Origin of the sequence: Algibacter sp. L3A6, from assembly GCF_009796825.1 — a bacterium.
Classification (GTDB): Bacteria; Bacteroidota; Bacteroidia; order Flavobacteriales; family Flavobacteriaceae; genus Algibacter.
In genome coordinates this window covers 2,946,963-2,966,790 of sequence record NZ_CP047030.1, presented here as the reverse complement: position 1 = coordinate 2,966,790, position 19,828 = coordinate 2,946,963, and the positions used below count along the sequence as shown (strand labels likewise).

The following is a 19,828-nucleotide window of genomic DNA, read 5'->3' as shown; positions in this document are numbered from 1 at the left end:
ACGCCCTATTTTTTAACTCAGCACTTTGTTTAATCTATTATAAGTCTAAATAACTTTTAACAACGCATTAACAGCAGATTATAAAAACAAGGCATACTTTTGTTGTACAAACACTTTACCTAATTAAGGATTTTTACATGAGAGTATTATTTTCAATATTATCAATTGTACTTACAATATCAAGCTGCAAAAATAGCGCTCACAACGAAAGCGATGATTTTGCTTATATTGGAGGTGAAATTATAAATCCTATTGAGAACACCATAATTTTAGAGAGTAAAAACAAAACTATTGATACCATTAAACTTGATGGACGAAATCGTTTCTTTTACAAAATAGATAACTTCTACCCAGGCATTTACACCTTTAGGCACGGTAGCGAATATCAAATGATTATGCTTGAACCTAATGATAGTTTACTGTTTAGGTTAAATACTTTTGATTTTGACGAATCTTTAGTTTACACAGGTCGTGGAGCAAGACAAAACAATTTTTTACTTAACGAGTTTTTAGAAAACAAAAAAACTGAACAAGCTGTCCGTAAATTTAGATCACTTAGCCCAGAACAATTTACATCTAAATTAGATTCTATAAAACAATCTCAAATTGCACAATACAATAAATTCAAAAAGAAGAACGATGTTAGTGATGCTTTTGAGAATTTAATTTTACAGCATATTAATTATTCGTATTACGCGAGCAAAGAAACCTACCCTTTTAGAAGCGATAGAAATCAAATAGAGCAAATTTTTAAAACATTGCCTAAAGATTTTTATGCTTACAGAAATGATATAGATTATAACAATGCTAAACTAAAAGACTTTATTGCTTATAAATGGTTTTTAAAATCGAACGTTAGCAACCTTGCGCTCAATGAGCATATGGACCATTGCAGCAAAGACGATTTTAAAAAGGGGCGTTCACTTTGCTTTAACTTAGATAGACTTAAACAAATAGATAGTTTAATTTCTGATAAAGGTTTAAAAGAAGAGTTACTTTACCATTACACAGTTAAGTTTTTATCATTAAGTGATGATACTGAAGAAACCAATACCATTCTTAAAAATTATTTAGCGAAAACAGAAAATGATAAAGGCAAAAAGATGATTATTAACTTTGCCGAAGCTGTTAGTAAATTAAATGCTGGAAACAGTTTACCAAATCTTGACATTATAGATTATAAAAATAATTCTAAAGATTTAAGTGATTTGGTTAATGGTACAACGGTAATTACGTTTTGGTCTAACACGTATTACGATCATTTTAAAAGTAGCCACCACAAATTAAACCGCTTAAAATTAAAATACCCAGAAGTAACATTTGTAAGTATTAATATTGACACCTATAACGTAAACAAAGCCAAACGTGCATTACAATCTAATGGTTTTGTAAGTGGAAACGAATACTTCTTTAAATCGCCAAAACTGGCTACAGAAGCTTTAGCTATTCACCCAATGACAAAAACCTTCATTATCAATAAAAATAAGAAGATTGTTAATGGGAATACTAATATTTTTTATGGCAAGTTTGAAGAGCAACTTGTTGGCTTACTAAAAAGATAATGTATTACAATTTATAGTGATTCATTAACATTTTTTCGTAAACCTTATCCGGAAGAATACGCTTTAATACAACAGAAAATTTTTGCATAAACGCCCCCACTTTGTAATGTATTTTAGGGTTTTTAGTATTGATAATATTTAAAACTGCCTGAGCCATTTCACCTGGGTCGCTTCCGCCTTCAACATGAGAATCCATTAAACTTAACGTATCGCCATATGGTTTTTTATATGGTGAATTTTCTAGTAATGGTGCATGATATCTACCCGCAGCAATATTAGTTGCAAAATCACCAGGAGCAACATTGGTCATTTTAATATTAAAATTCTTTAACTCCATTCTAAAAGCTTCAGTAATTAATTCTAAAGCACCTTTACTCGCACTATAAACGCCACGATAAGGTAAACCCATATAGCCCGCAATAGAAGTAACATTTATAATTAAACCCGCATTTTGCTTTCGCATTTGAGGTAAAACAGCTTTAATCACGTTTATAGGTCCGAAGAAATTAGTATCAAAATTATTTTTAATTTCTGCATCCGGAATTTCTTCAATTGGTCCGGTAATTCCTGCACCTGCATTATTAACAACAACATCTAGCCTACCCTCTTTCTCAATAATTGTAGAAACGGTTTCTAAAATAGTTTGGTTGTCTTTTACATCTAAAGCCAAAATAGGAAATTTACTTTCCTTATATTTTTCTGGACTTCTGCTGGTTCCGTAAACAATAAATCCTCTTGTTTTTAAAAACTCACCAATAGATTTACCTATTCCCGAAGAACCCCCTGTAATTAATACAACTTTAGACATAATTTTTAGAATGATATTTTGAGTACAAAATTAACAATGAATTTTAATATACCGCTTAATTTATAAGATAGTTTTAAAAAGAAGAAACGCTTTAAAACTAAAAAATCTCGATAAGCATAAGCTTTCAAGATTTCAGTTTATTGTATAAAAAAAGGCAAGCTACCTACATCACACTGCTACAACCATTTACCTTTGCTGCGTTCCCGCCCTGGAGGATTCAACAGGAGCTAGTTGTGTAGGACTTGCCGGGTGCAAATATACAACCTTTTAAAAAATTCACAATATTTTTTTACTCTGATTTTAAATAAATATCTTGCTTAAAATTTAAAGCTCGAAATGAAAACATTCAAACACTTAATAATCATATTTTTAAGCACAATAATTATTGCTTGCGGATCTAATAACGGACTCAAAAAAAATGATTTCAGCGTCATAACAAACGCCGAAAAAGGCAATATTTCAGTAAATGAGACTCTAAAACTAAGTTTAGAAAACAAAAAAAGTCATAAAATCGACTCTGTTTCTTATACTTTAGACGGTAAGCAAATTGATGACAACTTCGATTTAAGTAATTTTAAATTAGGAAAGCAAACTGTAGAAGCTACCGTTTACTTTAATGGTGAAAAGCAAACGATTACTACTTCGGTTACTATTTTGAATAATGAATCGCCAAAAATATTCACTTACAATATTTTAAATGAATATCCACACGACATTACATCTTACACGCAAGGTTTAGAATTCTATAATGATACTCTTTATGAAAGTACAGGCCAACACAAAGAATCTAAACTTAGAAAAGTAGATTATAAAACAGGTGAAGTATTTAAAAACATAAATTTAGCCGATGAGTTTTTTGGTGAAGGTTTAACCGTACTAAATGATAAAGTTTACCAATTAACATGGCAAAAAGGAACAGGTTTTGTTTACGATGCGAATACGTTAGAGAAGTTAAACAGCTTTAAATACGCTAACAGTAAAGAAGGCTGGGGATTAACACACAACGACAAATCGATTTATAAAAGTGATGGTACCGAAAAAATATGGTTATTAAATCCTGAAACTTTAGTCGAAGAAGAATATATACAAGTATTTACCAATAAAGGTAAAATTATTGGCATCAACGAAATGGAATGGATTGATGGTAAAATTTTCGCAAACCGCTATCAAAAAGATGGTGTAGCTATTATTAACCCGAAAAACGGTGCAGTTATAGGTGTAATAGACTTTTCTCCATTAAAGAAACTTGTAACCCAACACGATGGTTTAGATGTTTTAAATGGCATTGCTTACAACCTTAAAACTAAAACCATATTTGTAACAGGTAAACGTTGGGATAAATTATTCGAAATAGAAATTGTAGAGAAATAATAACTTATTAGGATTCTACTTTTTCTTCAAATCGAAATAAAGCAAAAGCCACAGGAACAAATAGTAAACCAACAACAATAAAAAGTCCGAAAGCATTTTTTAAGCCAAAAGCATGTGCTAAATAACCAATTAATGGTGGTCCGATAAGCATTCCTGCAATGGCGTAGGTTGTTATTATTGAAATTGCCATACCTGGTGAATATTTTTTAGAACTTCCCGCTAAAGACATGGTAAGCGGAAAAAAGGCGGCTGTACCAAAACCAACTAAAAAGAAACCAAATAAAGCGGTCCAGAACTTAGGTAGCAAAACTGCCATAGAAATACCTATAACAATTAAAGTACTGCTTAAAAGATAGGTTTTTAAAACACCTATTTGGGTTACCAACCTATCGGAAAAGAAACGAGATAATGCCATGGTTGTCATAAACATTAAATAGCCATAAGTAAAAACATCTTCTTTTAAAACTTCTTTAAAGTAAACACCACTCCAGTCGAACATACCACCCTCGCAAATGGCTGCAAAAAAGACGATAATACCCAAACACATAATATACGGATCGGGTTTACTCATTATCAATTTATTTCCAGAAGGTGCTTTATCATTTTTTAAAGTGAATTTGTAAGTTGCTAGAGCCACAGTTATTGTAAATATGGCTATACTCAATAAGTGCGTTCCAATAGGCACTTCAAACTTCACCATTAATGTCGAAAATAAAACCCCGAACAGGCCTCCTGTGCTCCAAAGTCCGTGAAAAGCTCCTACTACCCGCTTTTCAAATTTCTTCTGTAGAGTGATGGATTGTGTATTTATAGAAATATTTAAAATCCGTAGGCAAAATGCAAAGCTAGAAATAGCCAAAACCAAACCTATTGTTGTGGTTGCAAACCCTATCATTGCCAATGATATTGAGAAAAAAACAAAGGCAAATATTAACGGAACACGACTATCAAATTTAGAAACCAACCAGCCTGATATCGGTAAACCAATTAAAGAACTTATTGGCATAGCGATAAGTATGGTTCCCAGTTCGGCTTCGTTTAAATTAAAAAACGTTTTTATGGTAGGAATTCGCGATGCCCAAGAAGCAAAACAAATTCCTGATAAAAAAAAGTAAACACTTAAAGCTATGCGCTGTTTAACTCGTAATTCCATTCTAAAAATATTACATTTTTGAAGCTACAAAAGTAGTGTAACATTTTATGATTTAAACAACGTTTCATGCATTACTTATGCACAGCACTTTGCGTACAAGGGCAATTGCTTATACCTTGTAGAAAATCTAAACCAATAGTAATTACATGCGTTCCTGAGTTATAAGACGACAACCCATTCATGGTTACTTGGTAAGAATACCCAAAATAGAATATATTCTTTTTAAAACCAGCCATTGGTCCAATATTTAAAGGTTTCATTAATTGATCGTTAAGAAAACGGTATGAAATACCAGCCCAATAATAGTCTTCATTTCTGCTGTATTTACGCATTTTAAAGTTGATATCGGTTGCAGAACGTTTATCACTTGCAAACATTTGATAAAAAATTGAAGGCTCGAATTCGATGCCACTTTTCTTTGGCCCTTCAAAAGTATAACCTGAATATATTTGATAGTTTAAAAGTAAATTTGGTTCTAACGCTCTAAAATCTTCAATTTGTTTAGCAAGTACATTGTTTGCATTAAAACTTAAAAAGAAACCATGATTACGATATAAAGCACCAACATCAAAGTTTTGATTTGATGTTTTTCTATCGTCAGTAACAAACGGATCTATTACCGGGTTTTCAATAGTGGTATTAAATTTATCAACGTCAATTCTGAAATTATTAATGTTGAAAGAAATACCAAAAGACAAATATTGCTTAGAATAATAATCTAAAATAAGATGGTGAGCAAACGAGAATTTAGCACCCGTTTGAATGGTGTATCCGTTTCTATCATTATACAAAGACACACCAACACCAGAACGATCGGCAATTCTAAAATCCGCATAAAGCGATTGATTATCGGGTGCATCTTTAATACCAACCCATTGCGTTAAACCATTAGCTCTTAGTCTTAAGTTATCGCCAATTCCTGCATAGGTTGGCGATATTACAAAATCGTTTTCAGCTAAATGTTGCGTAAAAACTGGTAAATTAAGTTCCTGACTATAAGCATTTGCTACAACTGCAAGGAATAGATATATAAATATTTTTTTCATTTGAATTTCTTTTGAGCTAAACATTAATAGACTTGTCTTCATTACCTATACAGTGTAAAATGTCCAACAAACTCACGGTTATTTCTACTATCATTCAGTTTTACTACATACCAGTAATCTCCAGAAGGTAGTTCTTTACCATGATATTCTCCGTTCCATTTTTGTCCAGCTTTTAACTTAGCCACCACACGTCCATAGCGATCGAAGATATCGAAAGTTAAATCGTTGTAAATTGATGTACAACCTGGTCCCCATTCATCTAAAACACCATCGCCATTTGGCGTAAAGTAATTAGTAATACAAACATCAACAAATTCAAAATACAATGTTGCTGTTGCAATACAACCATTTCTATCGGTTACCGTTACCGTGTAATCTCCAGATTCGTAATAAATAAATGAACTAGTACTACCGAAAGACTCTCCGTTTAAAGTAAACTCGTAAGGTGCTTCTCCTCCTGTTGCTGTTGCAACGATTTCATTTAAACCACCAGCTTCTATACCTAATAATAAAGGTTGAATAGCATTAATATCAAAAAGCGCTGTACGCTTGATACAACCATTAGTATGTCTTACATCTATATAATGCCCAAGACCTGCAGGCACATTAGTAAATATGTTACTAGCTTGATATGCACCTCCATTTAATGAGTAATCTAAATCGGTTAAATCGGTTATGCTTTCATCTACAGAAACAGTTACTGTATTAGTAGATGTATTGTTTGAACAACCATACTCAAGCTCAGCTTCAGGGTTAATTAATACCGCTTCTGGGAATGAAATATTCCATTCAGTTTCACAACCTAAATTATCACGAACATAAACAATATGATCGCCACCACTTAAGTTAGTAAAATCGAATTGTGTTTGAGTTGCTCCTCCTAATGTATAACCAGCAGTAAGATCGTCTAGAACAACGCTATATGGCATTTCGCCACCAACAAGGTCTACACTAAATTCACCATCCATATCACCGTCACAAACTTCAGGGAAAGTAGAATTTGGAACAAGACTTAACACAAGAGGTGTAGCATCTTCAACTTCGAAATCTATAATTACAAAACAGCCTAATTCATCTTGAACAATAGCTTGGTATATTCCTGGAGCTAAATCATCGAAAGTAGGATCGTCAAAGAATTGATCTAATCGAGGTGAAATAGCATATTTAATAATACCTGTTCCGCCTGTTGCTGTAATATCTAAAACACCATCATCTGAAGCCGGACATGTTACATCTGAAACAACATAACTTACAGTTAAAGGATTTGTAGGTCCTGTAATCGCAACTGGAATACTTGTTTCTAAACAATCTCCACTTTCAACCTCAACTAAATAATTTCCTTCAGTAAGTCCTGTGAAAACACCTGGACTATTTTGAGTTGGCGCTGGAGTAATATCGGTTCCAGAACCATCTTGTAAAGTATAGATATAGTTTCCTAAACCACCTGATGCTGTGGCAATAATAACTCCTGTAGTATCACCAGTACAATTAATAGTTGCATTAGTTGTATCTAAATCTACTTCCAAAGGAAGTAATGCATCTACAGTAATCTCGTTTGATACGTTTGCTGTACAGCCGTTTGCATCTCTAACAAAATAAGCATAAACTCCTGGTGCAGCATCGAAAGTAACACTAGATACAAACGTACCTAATACTGTTGCAAAATCACTAGTTTCACTATATTCATAAGCGCCAGTTCCTCCTGATGCACTTAAAGTTAACGCTGCACTATCGATACAAGTTGGTGATGTAGATTTTGCTAATACTGCTTCTACTTCTGTAGGTGCTGCAATTATAATATCTGCTGATGTTTCACTACAACTATAACCATCGGTTACGGTTACATTATAAGTTCCTGCGCCTAATCCTGAAAACAATGTTCCTGTTTGTGGACCAGATGAAGTTACCGTTGGTGAAACCATATTAAGTGTATATGTGTAGTTGCTACCTTGTCCGCCTACTGTACTAGTAACCGTTATAGTTGAATTACTATCTCCAAAACAGTTTAGCAAAGTAATATCTGCACTCGCTGTTAAATTAATTGGCGTTGGATTTACTAATAATACATCAATAGAATCTTCACAACTTGAGCTATCTTTCACAGTAACTGTATAATTTCCGGCAACTAAACCTGTAAAATTACTTTCAGCTCCAAACGGTACTACAACCGTTCCGCCCGTATTTGATAACTGGTATTCATAAGCACCTGGCCAACCACCTGTAGCACTTGCCGAAATAGAACCATCGTTATTACCCGTTACACACGTAATAGCTGTATGTGTTTCTGATATAGCTAAAGCTGCTGTTGGTGCAGTAATTGTAAAGTTTTTATTTACTGTACAAAAAGGAGCATTTGATAAAGTAGATGTAATACTATATGTTCCAGATAAAAGTCCTGAGATATTAACTGGTCCAGCGTTTGTTGCTGTTCCGGTTGTAACCGAATTACCTAAATAATCGAATACCTCATAATTAAATGCTCCTGCATTATCTACAGGTGTAGGTGTTCTATCTATAAAAGTAACATCAACACTACCATCATTAGCACTAAAACAAGTAACATCAACTACATTATCTACAGTAAGATCAAATGTATCAGGGTTACTAACATAGTGTACATCTTGTACCATACAACCCGTATCCAAATTAACAACTGTAGCTAAATAATTACCAATTGATAAACCTGTAAAGTTTCCTGTTGTATTCACTTGGCTATAAACTCCGCCGTTTACACTACCAACAACATCTTCTAAAGTGAATTGTAAGTTTGTTGGTGTACCTCCTGATGTTGTTACAGAAATTGTAACATCTTCATCATTTGTACATGTAATAGCATTATCAATAGTAATTGTTAAATCATCTAAAGAAATAAATGGATTAACTGAAGCCGAAGTAGAACCTAAACATCCTTTATCGTCATATACGTTTATTGTGAATGTTCCTCCTAAAGTATTAGTTACAGTGTAAACATTACTAGAATTAGATTGAACAACAACACCATCGGCATCTCTAATAAATTCATAAGTAATAAAATTACCAGAACCACCAGATACACCTGCTAACGTTATTGTAGCGTAGTTTGATGTATTTGTATTTGCTACACAAGCAAACTCTTCAACTGTTGGTGTTGGAACCACAATAGCAGTTGGCGTACCTACTGATACAATTTCTGTTTCGGTACAACCTCTTCCTGAAGTTACCTCAACTGTATAGTTTCCTGTTGGTAAACCTGTAAATACATTTGAGCTTTGCGCAGTTACCGTTATTGGTCCCGCAATAATAGCGTAAGTGTATAAAGGATTATCATTAGATGCATCTAAATCTACAGTAATAACACCATCGCTATCACCAAGACACGTAACACCTATTGCTGTTGCTGTAAAGCTAACCGGAGTTGCTTGATCTAAATTAACATCAACTGTATTTGTACAGTTTGTTACTGTATCTGTAATAGTTACAGTATAGTTCGTTAAGGCAGCAAGTCCTGAAAATGTATTTCCTGTTTGTGTTATTCCTGCTGAAGGATTAATACTGAATGCATAAGAACCAGAACCTCCAGTACCCGATACTGTAATCTCTCCATCGTTTACATTACAACTTGGTAATGCTTCGATAGTAGATGTAACATCTATAACATCGTAGACAGTTATTGGCGTTGCATTTGTAAATGTACAACCGTTACCATCTTTAATAGTTACAAAGTACGTTCCTGGATTGTTAACAGAGAATGTTGTACCTGCTTGAAAGCCTTCCCCTATAGAATACTCAAACGGCACAACACCTGTTGGATTGGTTACTGTAAATGAGTAAACATCCCCTGTTAAATTACATTGATTTGATGCAAAAGTTGGAACATCTACCGTTGGTAAAGCATCGGTAGTGATCACGACATCTATAGAATCGGTACAACCATTGCTATCCATAACCCAAACATCCCAATTGGTGTTTGTTGCTGGGTCTAAAGTAGCGCTTGCACTATTTGTATAATCTCCTGTACTTGGTACCACTCCGTCTTCAACAAAAGCATATTGATATGGTGCTGTACCATTGGTTGCCGTTACACTTACTTGTGCACCAACATTACAATTTGCATTAATATTAGTTGCTTCTACAAGTGTTAATAAAGCAGGCTCGCTAACATTAATAGTTGCCGTACTTGTACAGTTTGTAGCCTCATCGGTAACTATTATAGTTTGGTTACCAACAGACAATCCTGTTAAATTTATAGTCGAACTTGTTTGTCCCGTTACTGCTGTACCTCCATTTATAGTATAACTATAAGTAGTTGCAAAGTTAGCTACTGTAAAATCTACAGCGCCATCGTTTCCAGATGTACAACTTACATCGTCTACTAATAATCCTGATACTGTAATATTAGTAACTGGGGTTATAGTATAAGACTCTGTATAATAACATCCACTAGCATCGGTAACTGTAAACACATAATCACCAACTGCTAATCCTGGGAAAACACCAGTTCCGTTTGATGCAACACTTGCTGCAGGAGATATAATTTCAAAAGTAAATGGAGCAATACCATTTGTTACTGTTAAAGTTACCTCGCTTGTTGTAACATCGCAAGTAATAGCTGTTGCAGCAAAATCCAAATCGGTTGGAGCATCTGTTGGAGGCACCACCACATCTTCTGAAGTTGCACTAATACAACCATTGGCATCTTTTACAAAAGCTGAAACTGTTCCAGAATTGTAAGTATTAAATGTATTTGTAGATGTATAATTTGCACCACCATCAAAACTGTAAGTATAAGGTGATGTACCACCGCTACCTGTAACAGTTACAATAGCTTGCTGTGTTGCGTTTCCTGCTCCACATGTTAACTCTTGTGTTAAAACTCCAGAACCTGTAACAATTGTAGGTTCTGTAATAGCAACTGAAACCGGAAGAGACTCACAATTTTTGCTATCTCTGACAACAATATCGTAAGATCCTTGGCTTAAATTACTAAATACATTTGAAGCCTGAAAAGCACCACCATCGATACTATATTCAAAAGGAGCTACGCCTGCTGTTGCTGTAACAGTAATACTTCCGTCTGCACCTAGATTACAAGTGACATTAGCTTCAACTGTAGTTAATGTTGGAATGATTGCATCTTCAACAACAATTACTCCAGATTCCGCGATACAATTTTGTGTATCCGTAACTCTAAATTGATATACTCCACTTGTAGCTGCCGTGTAAGGCGAACCAGCTATGGCAACATAACCACCACTATTATAATCAACTTCATAAGTATAAGTTCCTGTTCCTCCAGAAGGTGTTAAATTGATAGTAGCACCAGGTGTTACTGTACAATCTATTTCTTTTGAAAGATTAGCATCTAATAAAATTGGTGCGTTTACAACATAAGTACTTGTTGCAATACAACCATTTCCATCTTGGACACTTAAAGTATAAGTTCCCGCAGTCGTAATACTAAAATTAGGACTAGATTGGTATGCACCACCAATACTATAAGTTAAAGGTGTAATAGCTGTACTAGTACCTTCAACTAAAATTATATTAATAGCTGTTCCATCAAAACATTGTGGAGCCACTGTATCTAATGTTGGTTCCGGATCTTTAATAATAGTTTCCGGTTCAAACTTAACACAACCGTAAGCATCTCGGACATATACATCGTAAACTCCTGCTGCTAATTTAAATGTATTAGAAGTTCCCCAAGCTGTATCGTCTACACTACCTCCTGTTAAAACAGTCTGATATTCGTAAGGCGATGTTCCGTCTTTAGCTATAGCTGAAATAATACCCAACTCATTACAAGTTTCATTTTTTGTAGATGAAGCTGATATGCTTAATTCAATAGCAGATTCTGTAATGTTAAATGAATCTGTAACTACACTACAACCTGCGTTAACTCCGACAGTTTCTTCAATAACTATAATATAATTACCAAAATCTAATAGACCTAAATCTGTAACTGTTAAAGTACCATTGGCAGGTACAGTTCCTGTTCCAGATACACCTGTTGTTGTAACAGATTGAGAATTATAAATTTCATAATTAACAATGGTATCAATACCATAAACACTGTTAATATCAAAAGAAACGGTACCATCTGCACTACCTGTACAAGTAATGTTGTTAGGAACAATTGAAGTTGTTGTTAATGATGAGCTTGTTGGCACTGCTGTATCCGATGTTTCATAATAATAACATCCTGTTAATTCGTCAAAAACAATAAATGTATAAGTTGCTCCTGGAATTAAACCTGTAAAAGTTGTTTTTTCACTACCAACAGCGTCTTCATCTTGCCATGGTCCACTTGTTGGTGACGTATACACCATCCCTGACCCTTCATAAATTGCAAAATGATAAGGTCCGTTACCCGTTAAAAGTGATCCTATCGATACCTCAGCAGTTCCGCCGGTTAAACAATCTGCAGTCGTGTTTATATCAATGTCTAAATTATCTGGTGGAGATGCTACCAATATATTTTGTTCCATTACAGAACAACCATTCGCATCGGTAATTATAATTTCATATAAACCAAAATCTACAACTTCAAAGACCTGACTTGTACCTGGTTGGTTAGCTATTTCTACATCGTATCCATTTACACCTGTAACATGGTAAGAATAATTAGCTGTACCACCACTAACTGAATTTATAATAATTTGACCTAAAGAAACACCACCTGCTGCACAAGTAATTGGATCTACATCAAAATCTAAAATAATTGGATCTGGCTGTGTTATATTAATGACTTCAGTATCTGTACAACCTTTAGCATCGGTTACTGTAATAATATAATCTCCTGCTGCTAAACCTGAAGTTTGCGTTCCATAATCTGTACCTGTAGTTGTATTAGTTACATTTATTTCAAATGGCGCTAAACCAACCGAAGGATCTATAGAAATATCTATTGCCGCAGTTTCTTCCGAAGCACATGCAATATCTTGAGTTTGGGTTACACTTAAAATTACTGGATCTGCAACTGGTGTAACTGTTACACTATTTGTTACAATATCACAACTGTTGGCATCTGTTATTCTAAATTGATACGTACCTGCTGTAGTTGTTGTATAAGGTGAACCTGAAATGGTAGAGTAACTGACACCACCATCATCACTTACCTCATAAGTGTAAGTTGCATTTCCTCCTGATACTGAAATATCAATAGATGCTTCAACAGGTAAAGAACATGTAAGATCTTCTGTTAATAATACACTTGCACTAAGTGGTGCATAAACATCTGTTGTTGTTGCACTTGTTGCTATACATCCATTACCATCTTTAATTGTGATAGTATAATTTCCTGGAGTATTTACTGTAAATGTAGGACTGGTTTGAAAAGAAGCACCGCCATTAATACTATAAGATAATGGAGCGATTCCTGTACCTGAAACTGTAAACGTAAATCCTGAAGCTGCAGTACATTGGTTAGATACCGCTGGCGCCGTAACTGTTGGACCTGTTTCTGCTATAATGGTAACTGTTGTAAATTCTGTACAACCATTAGCATCTTTAACATACACGTCCCAAATTAAATTGGCTGCCGTACTTGTATTTACAGTAATAACGTTACCACTATTATAATCTGCTGCCGCAGGTATTGCTCCTGTTAAAACTGCCGCATAAGTATAACTTGGTGTTCCGTCATTTGCTGTAACCGTTATTTGTGAATTATAATTATTACAATGTACATTAGTTGCAACTGCAGATAAAGATAAAGGTGTTGCTGGCTCCGTAATGTTAATGGTTTCGGTAGCTGTACAACCCGTAGTTTCATCTGTTACAACAATAGTTTGATTTCCAGCAGGTAAGCCTGTTAGTGTAATTGTTGCATTTGTTTGCGCTGTAAAAGCTGTACCTCCATTAATAGTGTAAGCATAAGTTGAGGCAAATTCCGCTACTGAAAACTGAACACTTCCAGTAGTATCGCCACTACAAAGTACATCGCTTAATTTTAAACCTGTAACGGTAATGTTTGTAACAGGATCGATAGTATAAGATTCTGTATAATAACAACCGTTAACATCTGTTACTCTAAACACATAAGTTCCTGCAGTTAGATTATTAAAAACATTAGATGTTTGTTGTGTTACAATAATTGGTGAAGGAGAAATAGTTTCATATTGTAAAACTCCTACTCCATTGGTAGCCGTTATAGTTGCTGTAGCTTCTGTTGCTAAACACGTAATATCGGTTACTGAAACAGATAAATCTGTTGGAGGGTTTAAAGGTTCAATAGAAATATTTTGAGCTGCTGTTAAACAACCATTAGCATCCTTAACAACATAAGAAAATGTTTGTGTTGTTCCGTTATCATTAATCGTTAATGAATTATTAGATGTAAACGTTGTACCACCATTAAAACTATACTGATAAGGAGATGTTCCCGTTGTTGGAACAGCAATAGTAATTGTGGCATCTTCTTTTGTATTAGTTGCACTACAACTAAACTCCGTTGCATTTGCTGTCGCTGCTAAAGTGGTTGGTTCTGTAATAGTAACACTTACCGTATTTGTACAATCTTTACTATCTTTTACATAAAAACTATAAGTACCAGCCGCTAAACCTGTAAAGGTGTTTGTTGCTGAAAACGTTACATTATCATCACTATAAGTATAACCACCAGATCCTCCTGAGCCTGTTAACTGTACTGATCCATCTGAATTACCGTTACAAGTAACATTAACTTGAGAGGCTGAAACTGTTGGAGTTGATATCGCATTTACATTAATAACATTAGATGCTACAACACAACCTTCAGAATCGGTTACTTCAAATTGATAATTACCAGCTGTTGCTGTACTTAAGCTGAATGTGTTTCCTGTTAAAGATACCGTTCCTGTACCTTGTAATAAAGTAACTGTATATGGAGCATAACCTTGAGAAATAGTTCCTGATATTGAAGCTTCTGGAGAGGTTGTACAATCTAATTCTTTTGTTAACTCTACTGCTACTGCTACTTGAGGCGCTATAGTTTCAGCAGGTAAAACAACTGTACATCCGTTAGCATCACGAACTGTAATCGTATAGTTACCTGGTGCTAAATCGTTAAAAGCATTACTATCTTGATAAACTCCAGAAGTAATACTATATTCATAAGGAGTTTGTCCGCCTGCAGCATCTACTACTAAAGCCCCTCCACTTGTTGGGTTATAGCAAAAATTAGAACTCGTACTTAACGTTGCCGTTGGAGCAGTTACACCAGATAGAGTAAGTGTAGTAGTGGCTGTACAATCGTTAGCATCGGTAGCTCTTACTGTATAATCTCCTGCAGAAATATTTGTTAAAATACCATTACTTGGAAAAGTCGATATTAAATTTAATGTTGCCGTATCTAACAATTCGTAAGCATAAGCAGCTGTTCCGCCTGTAGCCGATGCTGTTACTGTAGAACCAGTAATACATGTAATTGGTGTTCCTGAAGCGGTAACTTCAAAAAGCCCTGGCTCAGAAATAGTTTGAGAAAAAGGGAAACTACATGTTTCAAACCGTATCAGCACATCATAAGTGTCTGCTCCTAAACCTGTAATTGTATAAGGAGACGTCATTTGGGTTGTCCAAGTCGTTCCGTTATCTGTAGAATATTCAAATCCTGTAGTGCTATCAAAATTTTGAGCAGCAATACTAATACTTCCATCTGTTGCTCCGTTACAACTTACATCTTCAGATCCTGTTATACTTGCAGAAAAAGCTCTGCCTGAATCTACAACAAAAGGAAACTCTACTTCTGTTATACAACTTCTTGGTAATTGATAAACGGTGATATCATCAATAGCAACATCATTACCATTATTTTGTTGCACATTAGATCTTAATATAAATCGTAGACTAGTGTTAGCTCCTGGATCTAATGTTATTGGTGTTTTTGGATACTCTTCCCATTGATTACTTTTTGGTATTTCTCCCGTACTGTAAGAAGAAATTTCATTACCAGATGCATCAATTAAAGCAACTGCTAGATCAGGATTAGCTCCTGATGTCCCTGATCTCAATAAATTTATAGCGTAAAATTCAACATTAATCGGTTGATTTGGAATTATATTATCTATATACTTTTCGTAAAGTATTTCTGTAGCTGGTATTGTAGATCCTATATTTACAGCTAAAAACCGTCCGTCTGCAGTTGCCGGTGTAGTTGCCGGTGTATGATCTCCAGGTTGAAGCCAACTGCTATATGGACTTACTATTTCTGCTGTAACTGAATAATCTCCATCCTGAATACGAATATTACTTTTACATTGTGTTGCTACAACCTGTCTTTCAAAACAATAATAAGTCGGGTTAATCCCAGGTGAAGAGGTATCTTCACCATATCCAAAGTTTTCATATAATAAATTACTATACGTAGTTACACTTCTTAATTGATAATCTACAGTAATAGTATGAGAACCATTTGGCACATCTAAAAACACAGTTGGATCTGCTGTATTATTATTTGCTACACCATCTAATAAATAGTTATAAGTAAACATATCTACCTCTGAGTTGGTAACTGTTACGGTTGCATCGGCTGTACCATCACAATTAAATTCAGGTTCAGAAATATCTATGGTTGGATCTACTGGCTCAGGATCTAAAGTGATTTCTGGCATGGCATAAATACAATCATTTGCATCCTTAATATATAAGGTATAAGTTCCTGGAGTTACAAAAGCTTCGTTTGAAGTTATCCAACTTCCTTGATTATCAAAACTGTATTCATAAGGAGGTGTTCCGCCTTGTGGATTTGTAATACGTACTTTACCTTCTCCTGAAGGTCCACAACCAGCTAATTCAGACACTCCAGATGATGCTGTTAAAGCATTATCTGGCTGGCTTATTGTAATACTTTCTGGGGTTGAAAAACATTCCGATCCATCGAGAGAATATTTAACTATTGCTTCATAATCTCCTGCGCTAAGATTTGAAAACACAGGATTAGCAACATAAGTAACTCCATTATCAATACTATATTCTAAAGCATATCCGTTTGCGTTAGTGACATCAAATTCAATTTCTCCAGTATTATCGTTATAACATAAAATATCGTTATGATTTACACTAAAAATTGGAGCAGGATTATCTTCTACAGTTATAGACGTCGTGGCAACACAGTTATTAGAATCTACAACTCTAATATCAAAAACTCCTGCAGCCGTAAAATCTATAGTTGGAACGGTTTCAAAATCTGTTGAACCATTTATAAAATAGAAATATGGTGCAGTACCTCCTTCTGGGTATATTGTAATTTCACCATCAGAACAAGTTAAAGGACTTGTTAATGCTGAGGTAGCTGTTAATAATTCCGGATTAATAATTTCAATTATTTCAGAATGAACACAACCATCTTCCGTAGAAATATTAACCGTGTAAAAACCAGGGTTAAGATTTTCAAATTCATAACTACTATCATTAATTGGCCCAACTCCATTAATAATGGTAACTCCACTATAAATTGAAAAGTTATACTGAGCCCTAACATCGTTAGCTGCAAGAACTACATTTCCTTTTTCACCATTACAAAGCGGTTGCTCTATAATAACTGAAGTTGTAAAATCGCGTTCTCTAATTTGTACATCTGGTACTGTAAATATACATGGGTTTGGTGACACACCTACTTGTCTAATATAAACCGTGTAAATATCTGCTGTTGTTACCGTAAACACATTACTATCTTGATAGTTTGTGCCATCAAGACTATATTCATACCCACTTGGTACACCACCTACTACTATTTCTCCATCAGTATTACAATATATATCTCGAGATGATACATTAGGATCTAATATATTCTCGTAAACGTTAAAATAATACTGACTGAAACAACCTCCAGCGTAATTTAAAGTTAATCGATATTGGCCAGCAGTATCAGCATCAAAATTTGGTCCTGTTTGTACTTGATTCCATGTACAAGAATCACTTTCATTAGCACAATCTTGATCTGTTACAGCATCACAACTAGCTTCGTTTAGTTTTTCCCATATCATGGACGATGTATCGGAAATTCCTGTTTGAATTGAAGTTGAATCATTTGCACCACATAAAAAGATGTTTGGAAGTTCCTTTCCATCATTCGGACAAATAACAACCTCATCTGCAAATGGAATTACAGGGTTAGTAACCGTTGTTCCAAAATTAACAACTCTAAAAACCTGAGTAATAGATTGACAAGGTGCTACAGCTTCATTATAAACATAATACGTTCCTGTTTCTGAAACTGTAATAGACTGTGTATTTCCTATAACGGGTGATAATGATTCGCTTGAAGACCATGTATAATTGTTATAACCATCAGCGGCCACTAACTCGGTAGTGGCTCCACACAAAATAACTTCTTCTTCAAAAACACAATCGTTTATATCTGCTAGAAAATTAGTTACTGCTGGATTTAATAAACAGCCTGTATTTTCAGAAAAACTAGGATCATCAGAAATTGTAAAATTCGGATTTAACGTCCCTTTATAAGTTGCAAAAGCTTGATTATCAACCAAATTAGAACAAGCATCACTTAATAAACTACAAGTTGCAACTACAGTTACTGCAAATCTAATTTCTTGAACCGGATCGTTTTCTTCTACAGCAGATGGGTCTACTCTAAAAAGCAACTCTCTTGTAGCTTCGTTATAACTTTCTACCGTAACCCCTGAAGGTAATGATGCAAGATCACTAGGGTAATCAAAAACCACATTGGTTGGTAATATATCTCTAATAAAAAGCTCAGTTGCATTATCATTACCCGTATTTTGGAAACCGATAACATAATTTAATTGATCACCAAGTTCCACTATTTGTCCACCAATATTAGCACCGGTATTATCTTCAACAATTTTAGTAAGTACAATTTTTGGCTCAATAATTTCTACAGCCATTGCGAAAAAGTATGGAAAATACGTGTCTCCACCAGTTTCTAGACGCACAATAGCTGAAGTTGCCTCATTGGCAATAACAGAATTCGAAGGATTAGGAACAGACAAAATACCTGTATCAAAACCTAAAGTATTAGTACTATTTGGATTTCTGTTATTTACAGGTAAAGCACTTAATTGAGTAACAGAACTGTTAAAAAAATTATTTGAAGGACGATCTACTGTGGATAAACTCGATCCATTAAGTCTTAAACGGTCACCTGTAATACGTTTATCCCCTTCTAATGTAGCAAATGCAAAATTAGCTCTTACAGGCGCAGGAGCAGGAACAGTTCTAAACCCACTAATTGAAATATCGGCAAAAGGGTTTTGGGCGGCACTAATGGCACTAAACCCATCGAAACTTGTTATTGATTTACCAGGTAATGTAGGATCTTCATATACTATAAAAAGAGACCAACCTGCTGACTGACCTGTACCGTTTCCAACATTTTGAGATTCACCTACAGCAGATGATACATTGGCAACCGTATAAGTACCCAAATCAGATACAGAGCCAAAAGCTGTAACAACACCAGTAACATCGGCATGGCATGCATAAGAAAAACTATTACCCCCATCAACAGAAGTTGTACCCGCATCATAAATTACAGTACCTGTAATATCATTATAGGCCCCTGTTGGACCTTTTAATTTAACATCTGTTATAGGTTCACTTCCCGGATTAACGGCCGCCCAATACAAATCTGCTCTAACGATACGATAACAATCTGGATTAGGAATAGCCAAATCTGCACTAGACGAACTAAACGTTGATGGATCACTATCAATATCAATATACTGCATATTGACCCTGTTATTATATGCTGAATTGTCATTAAATGCATTATTACTTGGACCAAGAATATTATTACCAATTAAAACAATATCACCTTTAACATCTTGATCAAATCGAGGTGAAAATGGCACATAGTTTTGGGCAAAGGTTTGCAAACTCAATAAAAATAGCAATATTGCTAAACCTTTGTTTTGATAAGTAGTTTTTTTCATAGGGTTGTTGTAGTTAT

Annotated in this window: 6 protein-coding genes and 1 other RNA gene; 2 read left to right on the top strand and 5 right to left on the bottom strand. The window is 34.7% G+C overall.

The features are described 5' to 3' along the window. Positions 1-137: 137 nt before the first annotated feature. Complete coding sequence (locus GQR98_RS12470) at positions 138-1,562, top strand: TlpA family protein disulfide reductase (RefSeq protein ID WP_159019778.1); 1,425 nt, start codon at positions 138-140, stop codon at positions 1,560-1,562. Between the two features lie 4 nt (positions 1,563-1,566). On the opposite strand, the gene GQR98_RS12465 is transcribed toward GQR98_RS12470, so the two are convergent. Beyond that, positions 1,567-2,370, bottom strand: coding sequence for an SDR family oxidoreductase (locus GQR98_RS12465; RefSeq protein WP_159019777.1), 804 nt, complete (start codon positions 2,368-2,370; stop codon positions 1,567-1,569). A 149-nt stretch (positions 2,371-2,519) separates the two neighbouring features. Continuing rightward, an RNA gene (gene ffs, locus GQR98_RS12460) (signal recognition particle sRNA small type) lies at positions 2,520-2,618 on the bottom strand. Between the two features lie 88 nt (positions 2,619-2,706). Here ffs and GQR98_RS12455 point away from each other — a divergent pair. Next, positions 2,707-3,741: a glutaminyl-peptide cyclotransferase gene (locus GQR98_RS12455; protein WP_159019776.1), complete on the top strand. Its 1,035-nt coding sequence runs from the start codon at positions 2,707-2,709 to the stop codon at positions 3,739-3,741. 7 nt (positions 3,742-3,748) lie between these two features. Here the strand turns inward: GQR98_RS12455 and GQR98_RS12450 are convergent, their stop codons facing one another. From GQR98_RS12450 to GQR98_RS12440, 3 genes are all read right to left on the bottom strand, one after another. Beyond that, positions 3,749-4,894 (bottom strand): MFS transporter, encoded by a 1,146-nt coding sequence (locus tag GQR98_RS12450; protein ID WP_159019775.1) that lies wholly within the window; start codon positions 4,892-4,894, stop codon positions 3,749-3,751. A gap of 71 nt (positions 4,895-4,965) precedes the next feature. Further along, on the bottom strand, positions 4,966-5,940 hold the full coding sequence (locus tag GQR98_RS12445) for a type IX secretion system membrane protein PorP/SprF (protein WP_159019774.1): 975 nt from the start codon (positions 5,938-5,940) through the stop codon (positions 4,966-4,968). Between the two features lie 41 nt (positions 5,941-5,981). Beyond that, on the bottom strand, positions 5,982-19,811 hold the full coding sequence (locus tag GQR98_RS12440; RefSeq protein ID WP_159019773.1) for a T9SS type B sorting domain-containing protein: 13,830 nt from the start codon (positions 19,809-19,811) through the stop codon (positions 5,982-5,984). Positions 19,812-19,828: the final 17 nt, after the last annotated feature.

What these genes read in the sequence shown, in the direction of transcription:
- GQR98_RS12470 (WP_159019778.1), top strand. Translation starts at nt 138, where the DNA reads ATGAGAGTATTATTTTCAATATTATCAATTGTACTTACAATATCAAGC.
- GQR98_RS12465 (WP_159019777.1), bottom strand. Translation starts at nt 2,370, where the DNA reads ATGTCTAAAGTTGTATTAATTACAGGGGGTTCTTCGGGAATAGGTAAA.
- GQR98_RS12455 (WP_159019776.1), top strand. Translation starts at nt 2,707, where the DNA reads ATGAAAACATTCAAACACTTAATAATCATATTTTTAAGCACAATAATT.
- GQR98_RS12450 (WP_159019775.1), bottom strand. Translation starts at nt 4,894, where the DNA reads ATGGAATTACGAGTTAAACAGCGCATAGCTTTAAGTGTTTACTTTTTT.
- GQR98_RS12445 (WP_159019774.1), bottom strand. Translation starts at nt 5,940, where the DNA reads ATGAAAAAAATATTTATATATCTATTCCTTGCAGTTGTAGCAAATGCT.
- GQR98_RS12440 (WP_159019773.1), bottom strand. Translation starts at nt 19,811, where the DNA reads ATGAAAAAAACTACTTATCAAAACAAAGGTTTAGCAATATTGCTATTT.